The organism is Streptomyces sp. NBC_00490 (assembly GCF_036013645.1).
Classification (GTDB): domain Bacteria; phylum Actinomycetota; class Actinomycetes; order Streptomycetales; family Streptomycetaceae; genus Streptomyces; species Streptomyces canus_F.
Genome location: NZ_CP107869.1, coordinates 1,745,778 through 1,761,274 on the forward strand (window position 1 = coordinate 1,745,778; position 15,497 = coordinate 1,761,274).

General features: G+C 73.2%; 4 protein-coding genes. All 4 read right to left on the minus strand.

The features are described 5' to 3' along the window. Positions 1–2: 2 nt before the first annotated feature. The 4 genes from OG381_RS07880 to OG381_RS07895 are packed head-to-tail and all read right to left on the minus strand — an operon-like array spanning position 3 to position 15,497. Entirely contained in the window at positions 3–7,715 is a 7,713-nt protein-coding gene (locus OG381_RS07880; protein ID WP_327715390.1) for a non-ribosomal peptide synthetase, read from the minus strand. After that, positions 7,712–12,082, minus strand: a complete 4,371-nt coding sequence (locus OG381_RS07885) for an amino acid adenylation domain-containing protein (protein ID WP_327715391.1) — start codon at positions 12,080–12,082, stop codon at positions 7,712–7,714. The genes OG381_RS07880 and OG381_RS07885 overlap by 4 nt, the downstream gene beginning before the upstream one ends. After that, the gene (locus tag OG381_RS07890; RefSeq protein WP_327715392.1) at positions 12,079–15,279 is read right to left on the minus strand and encodes an amino acid adenylation domain-containing protein; all 3,201 of its coding nucleotides are present in this window, start codon (positions 15,277–15,279) and stop codon (positions 12,079–12,081) included. Before OG381_RS07890 ends, OG381_RS07885 begins: the two co-directional genes overlap by 4 nt. Continuing rightward, positions 15,279–15,497 carry an MbtH family protein gene (locus tag OG381_RS07895; RefSeq protein ID WP_327715393.1) on the minus strand — a complete coding sequence of 73 codons (219 nt, stop codon included), beginning with the start codon at positions 15,495–15,497 and terminating at the stop codon, positions 15,279–15,281. Before OG381_RS07895 ends, OG381_RS07890 begins: the two co-directional genes overlap by 1 nt.

A 15,497-nucleotide genomic window follows, 5' to 3' on the forward strand; every position in this document is an offset into this window, starting at 1 on the left:
GTTCAGAAGTCGTCGTTCTCGAAGTCGTCGATGTCCTCTTGGGTCAGCTCCACCAGCGGGAGGTCGGACGGCGTCAGGCCGCCCGCCGGAGATTCCCCGGCATGGCGTACGAGCCCGTGCAGGGCCCGCTCCCACAGGGCGAGCAGGTCGGTGGCCTCCGCGGGAGTCAGGAACGACTCGGGCCAGGCCGCCCAGATGTGCAGCCGGAGGCCGTCGTCCCCGTCGACGGCGACGGCGTTGATCTCCAGCCCGAAGCGCGCGGGTCCCGCGAGAGGCAGCATCGGAGCCTCGGGGGCGAGGTCCCAGGGGTCGTCGGCGGAGGCCGAGGCGGTGAACCGGCCGAGGTAGTTGAAGGCGACCTGCGGCTGCGGGAGCTTCTCCAGGGGCGCCGAGGTGTCGGGGTTGAGGTGGCGCAGCAGGCCGTAGCCCAGACCGCCGTCCGGTACGGCACGCAGCTGCTCCTTGACGCGCTTGAGTGCCGTGCCCGCCGCGGGACCGCCGTCGAGCGCCTCGCCGAGGTCCAGGGGGCCGGGGTCGATGCCGACCGGGTGGAAGGTGGTGAACCAGCCGACCGTGGCCGACAGGTCCACGCCCTCGGCGATGGCCTCCTCGCGGCCATGGCCCTCGACGCCGACGAGCAGCGAACGTCCCGTCAGGTCGCCGCGTTCCTCGCGCCAGTCGGCGGCCGCCACCGCGAGCGCGGTCAGCAGGACGTCCGGGACGGCGGCATGGTAGGCGGCGGGCACGGACGTCAGCAGCGGTCCGGTGATCCCGGGCGGGAGCACGAGCGTCTGCTCGCGCTGGGTGTCTCCGGGGTCGGGGACCCGCTCGACCAGTGGCCGGGCGTTCTCCGACACCCAGGTCCACCAGGGGAGTTCGCTCCCCCGCTTGCCGGCTTCCTCGCCCAGGAGCCTGCTCCAGGTCCGGAAGGACGTCCCGGTGCGCGGGAGGGCCTCGCCCGACTGCCAGGTCTCCGCCAGATCCGAGGTGATGATCCGCCAGGACACCCCGTCGACGACCAGGTGATGGGCCACGAGGAGCAGCCGCGCGGAGTCGGCGAACCAGACGGCCTGGAGCATGCGCCCGGACGCCGGGTCGAGCCGGGCCACGGCGGCGGCCAGCTCCTCGTGGACGTCCGTGCCCCGCACCTGGCCGAGCAGGTCCTCCGCCCGCACGGTCCCCTCGGCGGGTACCACCAGCCGGCCGGAGAGCCGGGCGCGCAGCAGGTCGTGCCGGTCCACCACCCTCTGCAGGACGGCGGCCAGGGTGTCGTAGGAGAGTTCCGGCGGCGTCACCAGCAGGACGGCCTGGGCGAGACCGTCGTACGATCCCGCCGTCCACCGCATGATCGGCGTCAGCTCCACCTCGCCGACCGGCTCGTCGACCGGGCCGGTCTCGGTGCGCTCCGCCGCGGCGGCCGCCGCCAGGCCCGCCGGGGTGGGGGTCTGGAAGACCTGGCGGGGGCTGATGGCGAGCCCGGCCCTGCGGGCCAGGGTGACCAGACGGATGGAGACGATGCTGTCGCCGCCGAGTTCGAAGAAGTTGTCGTCGACGCCGACCTGTCGCAGGCCCAGGAGGGACGCGAACAGCTCGCACAGCTGCCGTTCGCGGGCGTCGGCGGGCTCCCGTGTCGCGGCGGCGGTGCTCGTGGTCTCGGGGGCGGGCAGCGAGGCGCGGTCCACCTTGCCGGAGGGCAGCAGCGGGAAGGCGTCCAGGACGGTGAGGGTGGCCGGGACCATGTGTTCGGGGAGGCTTTCACGGAGCCATACGGGCAGGTCGGTGAGGTCGCCCGCGGCCAGGCAGTAACCGGCCAGACGCTTGACGCCCGGCGTGTCCTCGCGGATCACCACCACCGCCCGCCGGACGCCGGGATGCTGTTCGAGGATCGCCTCGATCTCCTCCAGCTCGACGCGCATCCCGCGGATCTTGACCTGGTTGTCGGCGCGGCCGAGGAACTCCAGGGTGCCGTCGCGCTGCCAGCGCACGAGGTCGCCGGTGCGGTAGAGGCGTTCGCCGGGCGGTCCGAACGGGTCGGCGACCCAGTGGTCGGCGGTACGCCGGGGGTCGTTGACGTAGCCGCGGCCGAGGTAGACGCCGCCCGCGTACAGCTCTCCGGGCACGCCCACCGGGGTGGGCTGGAGGCGTTCGTCGAGGACGTAGAGGCGGGTGTTGCCGTTGGGGCGGCCGATGGAGACGGCGCTGCGGATGGCGCCGGTGCGGTAGACGACGTGGCTGACTCCGATGGTGGCCTCGGCGGGGCCGTACCCGTGGTACATCACGGCCCTGCCGGCGGTCCGGAAGCGGGCGAACAGCTCGGGGGTGAGCACCTCGCCGCCGCACCACACATGCCTCAGCGACCGCGCCCGCCGGGCGAAGCCGTCGAGTTCGAGGAGCAGGTCGAGCATCGAGGAGACCAGGTAGGTGAAGGTCACCCGGTGGCGTTCGACGGTGTCCAGGAGGTAGTCGACGTCCCGTTCGCCGCCGGGCTCGGCGACCACCACCCGGCCGCCGTTCACCAGCGGCAGGAAGATCTCGTTGATGGAGATGTCGAAGCCGAGCGGGGCCTTGAACAGGGCCGCGTCGTCCGTCCCGAAGCCGAGCAGGCCGCGTTGCCACAGCAGCCGGTGCGCGATGGCCCGGTGCCGGATCATCGCGCCCTTGGGGACGCCGGTCGAGCCGGAGGTGTAGATGACGTAGGCGAGCCCTTCGGGGTCGACGGGGACGCACGGGTTCGCGGTGTCCGTCACCGGGTCCCGCAGGTCGACGGCGAGGGCGGGCGGTCCGCCGGGGACGGCTGCGCCGAGCACCGCTGTCAGCCCGGCGTTCGCGCACACCTCGGCGATACGCCGGGCGGGCCAGGACGGCTCCAGCGGCACGAACGCCCCGCCCGCCTTGAGGACCGCGAGCAGGGCGACGACCATCTCCACCGAGCGTTCGAGGTGGATGCCGACGCGGTGCTCCGGGCCCACTCCCAGGGACGTCAGCCGGCGGGCGAGGGCGTTGGCGCGGTGGTTGAGCTCGCCGTAGGTCAGTGCCGTTCCGCCGGGGGTGCCGTACTCCACGGCCGTCAGCTTCGGGGTCCGTGCCGCCTGTTCCTCGACCAGTGCGGTGAGGGTGGTGGACGGCATGGGGTGCGCGGTGTCGTTCCACTCCTCCAGCAGCCGCGTCCGTTCGCGCGGGCTGAGGAGGTCGGCGGCGGCCACGGGACGGTCCGGCTCGGCGGCGAGTTCGGTGAGCAGCCGGACGTATCGCTCGGCCATGTCCTGTGCGGTCGCGGCGTCGTACAGGTCACGGCTGAAGACGAGCGAGCCGGTGAGTCCGCCGCCGTCGGGCCGCTCGAAGACGTGGAAGGCCAGGTCGGTCTTGGCGGTGTAGTGGTCGACGCGCAGCTCGTGGAGTGTGAGTCCGGCGAACTCCCTTTCCTCTTGCGGGGCTTGCTGGTGGGCCAGCATCACCTGGAAGAGCGGGTGGCGGCCCATCGAGCGGGTCGGGGCGAGCGCGTCCACGAGTCGCTCGAACGGCAGGTCCTGGTGGGCGTAGGCGTCGACATCGGCCTCGCGGACGCGGGCGAGGAGGGTGCGGTACGTCGGGTCTCCGGAGACGTCGGTGCGCAGCACCAGGGTGTTGACGAAGAGGCCGACGAGGTTGTCGAGGGCGGCGTCGCCGCGGCCGGCCACCGGGGTCCCGAGGGGAATGTCGTGCCCCGCGCCGAGGCGGCTGAGCAGGACGGCGAGGGCGGCCTGGAGCGCCATGAAGACGGTGCCGCCGGCTTCGGTGGCGAGGTCACGCAGGGCGCGGTGGGTGTCGGCGTCGACGGTGAAGTCGGCCGCTCCCGCGTTGTACGAGTGGATGGCCGGACGCGGCCGGTCCACGGGCAGCTGGAGTTCCTCGGGAAGACCGGCCAACTGGCTGGTCCAGTAGTCCAGTTCCCCTTCGTGGTCGGCCAGTTCCCGCTGCCAGAGCGTGTAGTCCGCGTACTGCACGGGCAGGGGCGGCCACTCGGGCGGCCCGCCTCGCAGCCGTGCCGCGTAGGCCCGCTCCAGGTCCGCGAGGAGGGGGTCCGCGGACCAGCCGTCCGTGGCGATGTGGTGGACCAGCAGGAACAGCGCGTGCTCCTCGGGGGCGAGGGCGTACAGCGTGGCGCGTACGGGGATCTCGGCGTCCAGCGAGAAGCAGTGCGCCGCGGCTTCCCTCAGCTGCGCGTCGAGGGCGTCCGGCTCGCCGGGCACCACGTCGAAGGGGACGACGGCGTCCGCCACGACCTCCTGCCGGGGCACGCCGTCCTGGTCCGGGAACACCGTGCGCAGCGCCTCATGACGGCCCACGACGTCCTGAAGCGCCTGCCGGAGGGCGTCGGGGTCGAGCGGTCCGGTGAGGCGTACGGCGGTGTGGATGTTGTAGGTGGGGCTCGGACCTTCCAGCCGGTGCAGGAACCACAGCCTGGCCTGTGCGGAGGACAGCGGGACAAGGTCCGGTCGGCGCGCGGGCCGCAGTACCGGGCGCTGTTCGGCCGGGGACTCCAGCAGCGGGGCGAGGGCGGCCACGGTCGGGGTGTCGAAGACGGCTCGCAGCGGGAGCGTGACACCCAGCTCGGCCCGGACCCGGGCGACCAGGCGGGTGGCGAGCAGGGAGTGGCCGCCGAGGGCGAAGAACTCGTCGTGGATGCCGACGGCGGGCAGTCCGAGCAGATCGGCGAAGAGCACGCCGAGGGCCGCCTCGGCCTCGGTGCGGCGTGCGGTGGCGGTGGTGAGGTCCGTGAGGTCGGGGGCCGGCAGGGCTGCGCGGTCCAGTTTTCCGTTGGGGGTGAGGGGCAGTTCGTCGAGGATCACGACCGCCGTGGGCAGCAGATGCTCCGGCAGGGTGGCCTTGAGGTCCTGCCGGACCCGGAGCGGTTCGAGGCGGGCGCCGGGCTGCGGGACCGCGTACGCCACCAACTGCGGCTCGTCTGTTCCGCGTACCGTCACGGCCGCCTGCGACACACCGGGCAGGGCGGCCACGGCCGCCTCCGTCTCCCCCGGCTCGACGCGAACACCGCGGATCTTCACCTGGTCGTCGGAGCGGCCCAGGAATTCGAGCGCGCCCCGCACGGTCCAGCGCACGAGGTCGCCGGTGCGGTAGAGGCGGGCGCCCGGCGGCCCGTAGGGGTCGGCGACGAAGCGGCCGGCGGTGAGGACGGGGCGGTTCAGATAGCCGCGGGCCAGCTGGGTGCCGCCCAGATAGAGCTCGCCGGGGACTCCGGGCGGGACCGGGCGCAGGTTCGCGTCCAGGACGAGGGTGCGGGTGTTCCACACCGGTCGGCCGATCGGTACGGAGCCGGCGGCGGTCCGGGTGCCGTCGGCGCATGCCCAGGCGGTGACGTCGACCGCGGCCTCGGTGGGGCCGTAGAGGTTGTGCAACTCGGTGCCGTCGAGCAGGCGGGCGAAGCGCTCGGCGAGTTCGGTGGGCAGTGCCTCACCGCTGCACACCACGCGGCGCAGCACACCGCGCACGTGCGCGGCGGCGGAGTCGTCGAGGAAGGCCCGCAGCATGGAGGGGACGAAGTGGGCGGTGGTCACCCGTTGTTCGCGGATGAGCTCGGCGAGATGGCCGGGGTCGCGGTGGCCGCCGGGACGGGCGAGCACGAGGCCCGCGCCGGTGATCAGCGGCCAGAAGAACTCCCAGACGGAGACGTCGAAGCCGGCCGGTGTCTTCTGCAACACGCGGTCGTCGGGGCCGAGTCGGTACGTGTCCTGCATCCACAGCAGCCGGTTGACGATCGCGGCGTGCGCGACGGCGGCCCCCTTGGGGCGGCCGGTGGAGCCGGAGGTGTAGATGACGTAGGCCGGGTGCTCGGGGCGCAGGGGCCGGAGGCGTTCGGCGTCGGTGGGTTCGGTCGCGTCGAGGTGGGCGTACTCCTCCTCGTCCGGCACCAGGACAGGTGCCCCGTAGTCGGCCTCGGTGTGCGCCAGGACCAGGGTCGGCCGGGAGTCCTCGACCATGTACGCCAGCCGCTCCGCGGGGTAGCCGGGGTCCAGCGGGAGGTAGGCGCCCCCCGCCTTCAGCACCGCCAGCAGCGCCACCACCAGGCCGGGGCCGCGCTCCAGGGCGACGCCCACCAGGTGTTCGGGGCCGACTCCGCGGGAGATCAGCAGGCGGGCGAGGCGGTTGGCGCGGGCGTGCAGTTCGGCGTGGTCGAGGGTTTCGTCGGCGATGAGTGCGGGGGCGTGCGGGGTGCGTGCCGCCTGCTCGGCGAGCAGGTCCGCGAGGGTGGTGTCGGGGACGGGGTGGGCCGTGGAGTTCCAGTCCTCAAGGACCTGGCGCTCCTCGGCGGAGGTCATCAACGGGAGGCGGGACACGGCGAGTTCCGGGTCGGCGAGGGCCGCCGCGAGAAGCGTCTCCAGTTGGCGCAGGAGCCGGTCGACGGTCTCCGGTGTGAACAGAGCGCTGCGGTAGGTCGCTTCGATCCGCAGCCGGCCCTCGGTGAGGAAGGCCTCCAGGGAGAGGTCGAACTGGGTGGTGTCGTTGTGGACCGTCTCCCATGCGGCGGTCACTCCGGGAAATTGCGGCCCTTCCAGCCCCTGGGTGAGGAAGAGCAGCATGACGTCGAAGTACACGGCACGCCCCGGGTGCCGTTCGGGGCGCAGCCGCTCGACGAGCCGGTCGAAGGGCATGTCCTGGTGGGCGTAGCTCTCGGTGCACAACCGGCGGACCCGCTCGAGAAGTTCGGCGAAGTCGGGATCGCCGTCGAGGTCGGCGCGGAGTGCCAGGGTGTTGCCGAAGTTGCCGATCAGCTTCTCCAGGCCCGGCAGGTCGCGGTTCATGACCGCCGAGCCGATGGGGATGTCGGTGGCGCCGGTGGTGCGGTGCAGGAGAGCGGCCAGGCCCGCGAGCAGCACCATGAAGGGGGTGGCGCCCGACTTCCTGGCGAACTCCGTGAGCCGCTCGGTGACGTCCGGGGCGAAGGCGTGGAAGCGACGGCGGCCCTGGGCGGTGGGATGGGCGCCGCGGGGCGCGTCGACGGGCAGGGCGAGCGGCCGGGGTGGTGGTGTCAGGGCGGTGCGCCAGTACTGAAGGTGTTCGTCCAGTCGTGCGTCGGTCCAGGTCTCGCGCTGCCGGACGGCGTAGTCGGCGTACTGGACGGGCAGCGGTTCGACGGTGTCCGGGGCCTGGTAGAGGGCGCTCAGATCGCGGGAGAGGGCGTGGAACGTGCCGCCGTCCCAGGCGATGTGATGGACTGTCAGGACCAAGGTGTGGTCCTGTTCCGCGTGCCGGATCAGGACAGCCCTCAGGGAGTGGTCGGTGGCCAGGTCGAACGGGGTGGCCGACTCGGTGCGGGCCAGTTCGGCGGCGCGCTCCGGCGGCAGTTCGGCGGTGGTGAATCGGACCTCGGCCGTCGCGTCGACGACCTGTTCCGGGGTGCCGTCCTCGGCTGCCGGGTAGCGGGTGCGCAGGATCTCGTGCCGGGCGACCAGCCCCTGGAGGGCGGTGTGCAGCCGGGCCGGGTCCAGCGGGCCGCGCAGGCGGATGGTGAGGCAGACGTTGTAGGCGGGGCCGACCGGGTCGAGTTGCTGGAGCAGCCACATCCGGGACTGGGCGTACGACAGCGGCAGGCGCCCCGCGTCCGCGGGCCGGCGCGGGATGCGCTCGGCACGGGCGGGCGTGTCGGCGAGGCCCGCGTTCTCCAGCCTTCGGCGCAGCAGTTCGCGCTTGCGGGCCGCCAGGTCGGTCTCGGTCACTGGTGTCCGCCCTTCAGGAGCTGGTCGAGGGAGGCGCCCCACAGTTCGGCCAGCCGGCCGATCTCCGCCTCGGTGAAGAGCCGTTCGGGCCACTGCCAGCAGACCTTGAGGACCCCGTCCGTGATCACCGCGTCGATGACCAGGGGGTAGGGGGCCGGCATCGAGGGGTCGGCCGCGCTGCCCATGGCTCCGGTCTCGGGGGCGCTGGTGAACAGGGAGCTGTCCTGCCGCTCGCCCATGGTCATGCGGCCGAGGTAGTTGAACTCGATCTGCGGCTGCGGCAGTTCGGCCAGTTCCGCGGCGGTCGCCGGGTCGAGATGGCGGAGCAGCCCGTATCCGATGCCGTTGTCGGGCAGTTCCGGCAGTCGTCGGCCGGACTCCAGCCGGACGGGGAAGACGGTGGTGAACCAGCCGAGGGTGCTGGACAGATCGGCACCGGGAAGGAGTCGTTCCTCGCGGCCGTGGCCCTCCAGGGCGATCAGCACACTGTCGTCCGCCGTGGGGCGGGCGGCTTCCCCGCGCCAGGCGGGGACCGCGCGGGCGAGGGCCTCCAGCAGCACGTCCTGCACGTCGGTCGTCGGCGCGGGATGGTCCGTCCAGTGGCGGCGGACCGTGGCACGGGTGTCCAGGGCGGGGTCCAACGAGGCCGCGCCCAGGGGTGGCTCCGGCCGGTCCAGGATGCCTTTCCACAAGGCGAGTTCAGCCGTGCGCCGTGGGACCTCCTCGTGCAGCGCCCGGGCCCACTCCTTGAAGGAGGTGCCTCGGGGAGAGAGTTCCCTGCCCTCCCAGGCCGCCGCGAGGTCGGCCACGAGCACACCCCAGGATGCCGCGTCCGTCACCAGGTGATGCAGGACGACGAGCAGCCGTCCCTCGCGATCGGGCCCCGCGTCGAACCACAGGAACCGCGCCACCGCTCCGGCGGGCGGGTCGAGTTCGGCGACCAGCTCGTCGAAGGCGCGGGGCACGTCCGGCTGTTCGCCGTACCCGCGTCGTCGTACGCATTCCTCCGCGCGGACCGCTCCCGCCGGTGCCGTGTGCAGCCGCCACGCTCCGACGTCGGTCTGCGTGAAGGTGGCGCGCAGCAGGTCGTGCCGGTCCAGGACGGCCTGGACGGTCCGGTGCAGCCGGTCGAGGTCGGTTCCCGCGGGTGTCCGCAGGAAGCGTGCCTGGCTGACCCGGCGGAACGGGCCGCCCTGCTCGGTGAGCCAGGTCAGCATCGGGGTGAGCGGAATGTCGCCGGTGCCCGCGTCGGGGACGCTCACCGGGCGCTCGACGGCGGAGCCGGTGCGCTCGGCGAGCTCCGCGACGGTGGGCGCCTCGAAGATGTCCCGCGGCGAGACGGCCAGCCCGGCGGCGCGTGCCTGGCTGACGAGGCGCATCGACACGATGCTGTCGCCGCCGAGGGCGAAGAAGCTGTCGTGCACCCCGATGGTGTCCAGGCCGAGGACACCGGAGAACAGGGCGGCGAGGCGCTGCTCGGCCGCGTTCCGCGGTGGCGCGGCGGCCGGTCCGGCGGAGCGGGAGGGGGCGGGCAGCGCGGCGGTGTCCAGCTTGCCGTTGAGGGTGAGCGGGAAGCCGTCGACCGGGACGAAGGCCGAGGGGACCATGTAGTCGGGCAGGGCCGCGGCCGCGAACCGGCGCAGCGCGTCCTGCGCGACGTCGCCCTTCGGCACCACGTAGGCGACCAGGCGCCGCACCCCGGGGGTGTCCTCCCGTATGACGACCGCGGCGCGCTCGACGAGCTCGTGCTCCAGCAGGACCGCCTCGATCTCGCCGGGCTCGATGCGATAGCCCCTGATCTTGACCTGGTCGTCGATCCGGCCGAGGCACTCCACCAGCCCGTTCTCGGTCCACCGGGCGATGTCGCCGGTGCGGTACATGCGCGCGCCCGGCCGGTCGGCGAAGGGGTCGGCGACGAAGCGGCTCGCGGTGGCGCCCGACTGTCCGAGGTAGCCGCGGGCGAGGCCTGCTCCCGCGACGTACAGCTCGCCGTCGACGCCGACGGGGACGGGGTTGAGGTGGCCGTCCAGGATGTAGAGCGTGCCGCCCGCGACCGGTCGGCCGATGGCGGGCCGCTCGCTGAGGGCGAGGTCGCAGTCGGCGGAGTCGACGGTGCACTCGGTGGGTCCGTACAGGTTGTGCGCGGCCAGCCCGTCCGTCTCCCGCAGGGTCCGCCACAGGTCCGGGGGCACGGCCTCGCCGCCCACGCCCAGCACCTTCAACCGCCCCTGCCAGTCGCCGCCTTGGGCGACCAGTTCACCCAGCAGGGACGGGGACAGCTCGATGAACTCGATGGCGTGCTCGGTGAGGAAGCCGCGCAGGGCGTCCTGGTCGCGGCGCACCTCCTCGGGTACGAAGTGGAGTTCGTGCCCGGCGAACATCCACAGCATCGGCTGCCACGAGGCGTCGAACGCGGTCGGCCAGGCGTGCCCCACCCGCAGGGGCCGCCCGCCGACCGCTTCGGAGGCCGGTGTGTGCAGGGCGGTGTTGTGGGCGGCGAAGAGGTTGGCGATGGCCCGCTGCGGCACCACGACGGCCTTGGGGCGTCCGGTGGAGCCGGAGGTGTAGATGACGTAGGCGGGGTGCTCGGGGAGCAGGGGTGCCGGGCGGTCCTCGTCGGTGAGGTCCGAGCCGTCCGTCTCCGCCAGCCGCCGCCGGACGGCCGGGTCGTCCAGCAGGAGCGCCGTTTCAAGGACCGTCTCCGCCGTGGCCAGCAGCGCCACGGGCCGCGCGTCGGCGAGCATCCCGGCGATCCGCTCCCGTGGCCAGGCCGGGTCCAGCGGCAGATAGGCGGCGCCCGCCTTCTGGATCGCGAGGATCGCGATCATGGTGTCCGGCGTCGGCGGCAGGGCGAACGCCACGATCCGCTCGGGACCGGCGCCCGACTCCACCAGCAGCCGGGCCAGTTGGTTGGCCCGCGTGTTCAGTTCGGCGAAGGTCAGCCGCCGGCCGGCTCCCACGACCGCGACAGCGTCCGGAGTCCGGGCCGCCTGGCCCTCGAACACCGCGGGCATGGTGGCCCGCGCCGACGGCGGCCGCTCCCCCACCCCTCCCGCGAGCAGCGCGGCCCGCTCCTCGGGCGTGAGGACGTCCAGGGCGGCCAGCGGGGTGTCGGGCGCCGCCACGACCGCGTGGACGAGCCGTTCGAAGCGTCCCGCCAGTGCCTCGACCGTGGCCCGGTCGTACGCGTCGGGACGGAACTCGAAGATCACCTCGAGGTGCTGCTCGTCGAGGACGGCCAGGGTCAGCGGATAGTGGGTCGCGCCGGAGCCCTTCACGTCGACGATCCGCAGTCCGGCGAGCGTCTCGGCCTCGGCGACCGCACCCCGGTCGATCGGGTAGTTCTCGAAGACGAGCAGGGTGTCGAAGAGGTCCCCGGAACCGGCCAGGCGCTGGATCTCGGTGAGACCAAGATGCTGATGGCCCATCAGACGGGCCTGTTCGTCCTGGAGTCGTCGCAGGAAGGCACCGGCGCGCTCTCCCGGCGGGACCGCCACCCGTGCCGGCACGGTGTTGATGAACAGGCCGATCATGGCCTCCGCACCGGCGAGTTCGGCGGGCCGCCCGGCCACGGTCGCACCGAAGACCGCGTCCTCCCGACCGGTCAGCCGGGCGAGCAGCAGCGCCCACAGACCCTGGACAACGGTGTTGACGGTGACACCGTGCGAGCGCGCCAACTCCTTCGTCGAGGAAGGGAGTCGCAGAGTGTGCAGCTCGGGCCGCACCGGGACCGGCCCGGGGGCCGTGGGTGCCAGGAGGGTGGGTGTGGCCCCGGCGAGCGCCTGCCGCCAGGCCTGCTCCGAGGCCTCGCGGTCCCGTGCCGCCAGCCAGGCGAGGAAGTCCCGGTAGGGGCGTACGGCGGGCAGGGGTGCGGCCCGGTCGGGCGCCAGCCGGGCCGCGTAGAGCTGGAGCAGCTCGCGTACGAGAAGCGGCACGGACCAGCCGTCGAGGAGGAGATGGTGGTTGATGAGGATGAGCAGCCAGCGGTTCTCGCCCCGGTCGACGAGGGTGAACCGGAGCAGCGGGGGGTCGGTCAGGTCGAAGCGGGCCGTGGCGTCGGCGACGAGCGCGGCCTCCTGGGCCGCGTCGGCCTCGGTCCAGTCCACGGTGATCTGTTTGAGGACCACCTGCACCGGTTCGTCGAGGTCCTCGTGGAGGAAGGCGCTGCGCAGGTTGGCGTGGCGGGCGAAGAGCTCCTCGGCGGCCGTGCGCAGCAGGTCGGGGCGCAGCGGTCCTTCGATCTCCACCAGGGACCGCATGGTGTAGATGTCCTGGGCGTCCTCGTCGAACAGGGCGTGGAAGAGCAGGCCCTGTTGCAGCGGGGACAGCGGCAGGACGTCCTCGACCAGGGAACCGTCGTCGCTCATCGGGTTCTCCACCTCGCCTTGACGTTGTCGAGCTGCGACTGGCTGAGCGACACCAGCGGTGCGGTGGTCGCGGTGAACTCCTCGGACCCGCCCCCGGATTCGGGCAGCGCCGCCGCGAGGCCGGCCGGGGTGCGGTGGGTGAACACGTCCCGGGGGGAGAGCGGGAGCCCGGCTCTGCGGGCGCGGTCGGCCAGGCGTACGGAGACGATGCTGTCGCCGCCGTGTTCGAAGAAGTCGTCGTGCACACCGGCCCGTTCGAGCCCGAGCACCTCGGCGAACAGTGCGCACAGCACCTTCTCCGGTTCGGTGCGCGGCGGTTCGTACGTGCTCGCCTCCGTGAAGTCGGGGGCGGGCAGGGCGCGGCGGTCCAGTTTGCCGCTGGGGGTGAGCGGCAGGGCGTCCAGGACGACCACGGCGGAGGGGACGAGGTGGCCGGGGAGGCGTTCCGCGAGCGCCCGCCGGAGGGCGACGGGGTCGGGGGTGGTGTCGGGCTCGGGCACCACGTACACCACGAGGCGCTCCGCTGGAGGGGCCGTGACATATCTGCGGGCCGGTGGGGGCTGGTCGCGCAGTTCCCCGCGCCCCTTTAGAGGCTCGTCATCGCGCCGGGCCACCACAGCGGCCTGGGAAACTCCCGGCAGGGCGCGGGCCGCCGCCTCGATCTCACCCGGCTCCACCCGGAAGCCCCTGATCTTGACCTGGCTGTCGGTCCGGCCGAGGAACTCCACCGTGCCGTCGGCCCGCAGCCTGGCCAGGTCGCCGGTGCGGTAGAGGCGGCTGCCGGGCGGGCCGAAGGGGTTGGCGACGAACCGTTCGGCGGTGCGGCCGGGTTGGTTCAGATAGCCGCGGGCCAGTCCGTCCCCGGCGATGTACAGCTCGCCGCTCGCCCCGGCCGGGGAGGGCCGCAGGAACGGGTCCAGGACGTGGACGCGGGTGTGAGCGATGGGGTGGCCGAGCGGGACCGGGCCGTCTGCGCCGTCGTGGAGGTGGATCAGGCTGTCGCCGGCCGCCTCGGAGCAGCCGTAGAGGTTGACGAGCCGGGCCTGCGGCCAGCGTTCGGTGATGGCCCGGGCGAGTTCGCCGGTGAGGGGCTCGCCGCTGGACACCCAGGTCCGCACGGAGTCGAAGGCGCCGGGCGGGGCCGACTCGACCAGGGTGGCGTAGAGGCTGGGGACCGCGGTCAGGAGGGTGGCCCGGTGGCGGTCGGCCAGTGCGGCGAGGGCGGTGGGGTCACCGGTCGTCTCGTCGTCGGCGAGAGCCACGGGCTCGCCCGCGACCAGGGCGCCGAGCAGTTCGGTGAGGCCGTCGATGAAGCTGATCGGGCTCTTGGAGACGCGTACGCCGTCGTCCGTCAGCTGCCGTCCCCAGGCGAGGCGGTTGGCCAGGGCACGTTGGGTGCCGACGACGCCCTTGGGGCGGCCGGTGGAGCCCGAGGTGAAGATGACGTAGGCCGGGTGGTCGGGCGACAGGGGAGGCTGTTCGCCTACGCCGGCTTCGACATCCGGCGCGCACAGCAACTCGGCGCTGATTCCCGGCGGTTGGCCGTGGCCGATCACGAGACAGGGCTCGGCGTCATCGAGCATCAGGGCGATGCGGTCGGGCGGGTACCCCAGGTCGGCCGGCATACAGGCCGCACCCGCCTTGAGCACGGCGAGGAGGGCGATCACCAGATCGGGGCCGCGCGGCAGGGCGACGGCCACCACGGACTCGGGACCGGCGCCGCGGACGGCGAGTGCGGCGGCCAACCGGTCGGCCCGGGCGTCGAGTTCTGCGAAGGTGATGACGGTGTCGCCGTGCAGGACGGCCGGGGCCTCGGGGGTGCGGGCGGCCTGTTCCTCGAAGAGGGCGCGCACGGTGGTGGCGCCGCGCTCGACCGGGTTCTCGACCTCGGGCGGCGGGCCGAGTCGGGCGACGGGAGACCCGGGGTCCTTGGTGAACGCCGTTATCAGGTACTGGAGTTGGTCCGCGATGTCCTCGACCGCATTGTGGTCCAGGGCGGACGGCTGATGGCTGAAGGTCAGCGTGAGCCGGGGGCCGGGCAGGGCAGTGAGGGTCAGCGGGTAGTGGGTGGCGTCCCGGACGGAGACTCCCGTCATGCGCGGGCCGTCGAGGGCGCGGGCGATGCCGTCGTCGTCGATCGGGTAGCTCTCGAAGACCAGCAGGGTGTCGAAGAGGACGGGGTGGCCGGCGGCGCGCTGGATGTCGGCGAGGCCGAGGTGGCGGTGGTCCAGGAGGGCGGACTGCTCGGACTGGAGGCGCAGGAGGAGGTCCGCGAGGGGTTCCTCCGGTCGTAACCGCACGCGTACCGGGAGGGTGTTGATGAAGAGGCCGACCATGGACTCGATGCCGGGTACGTCGGCGTCACGGCCGGAGACGGTGGCGCCGAGGACGACGTCGGTGCGGCCGGTCAGTCGGCCGAGGAGGACGGCCCACAGGCCCTGGAGGGCGGTGCTGACCGTCAGTCCGTGGGCGCGGGCGGTGGCGGTGAGTGCCTCGGTGTCCTGCTCGGAGAGCTCCAGGAAGAGCCGTTCGGGCTGCTCCACGGGGTGTTCACCCGGCGCGATGAGTGACGGTTCGTCAAGTCCCTGGAGGGCGGACCGCCATGCCTCCCGCGCGGCCTCGCGATCCTGCCGGGACAGCCAGGCGAGGTAGTCGCGGTAGGGCCGTACGCGAGGCAGGGCCGTCGGGTCGCCGGCCGAGGTGTAGAGCTGGAAGAGCTCCCGCACGAGCACGGGGGCGGACCAGCCGTCCCAGAGCAGATGGTGGGAGGAGAGGACCAGGCGGTGGTCCTGGTCGCCGAGGACGGCCAGGCGGAACCGGAGCAGGGGCGGGCGGGCCAGGTCGAAGGGTTCGTCCAGGTCCTGCTCCAGCAGCCGGTCGAGGGCCGGTCGGCGCTCCTGGGGCGGCAGGACGGACAGGTCGTCGACGGTCCACGGCACGGTGACCGCACCGCGCACGACCTGGACCGGGCGGCCGGAGCGCTGGGTGCGGAACGCGGCGCGGAGGTTGGCGTGCCGGGCGACCAGGGCCTCGGCCGCGGTGCGCAACCGGCCCTGCTCCAGGGGGCCTTCGAGGCGGACGACCATCTGGCCGGTGTAGACGTCCCGGGCGCGGGTGTCGTACAGCGCGTGGAAGACCATGCCCTCCTGCATGGGCGAGAGCGGGAGGACGTCCTCGACGCCCGGGCGGGCCGCCATCAGGACCCGGCCGCGCGCATGGCCTCGGCCAGGCTGCGCGGGCGCATGTCCGTCCAGTGCCGCTCGATGTGCTCCAGGCAGGCGGCCCGGGTGCCGGGTCCGTGCACGCTCTCCCAGCCGGCGGGTACGGGGGCGAAGTCCGGCCAGAGGGAGTACTGGCCCTCGTCGTTGACCAGGACTCGGAAGACGCCGTCGTCGTCGTCGAAGGGGTTGGCCAT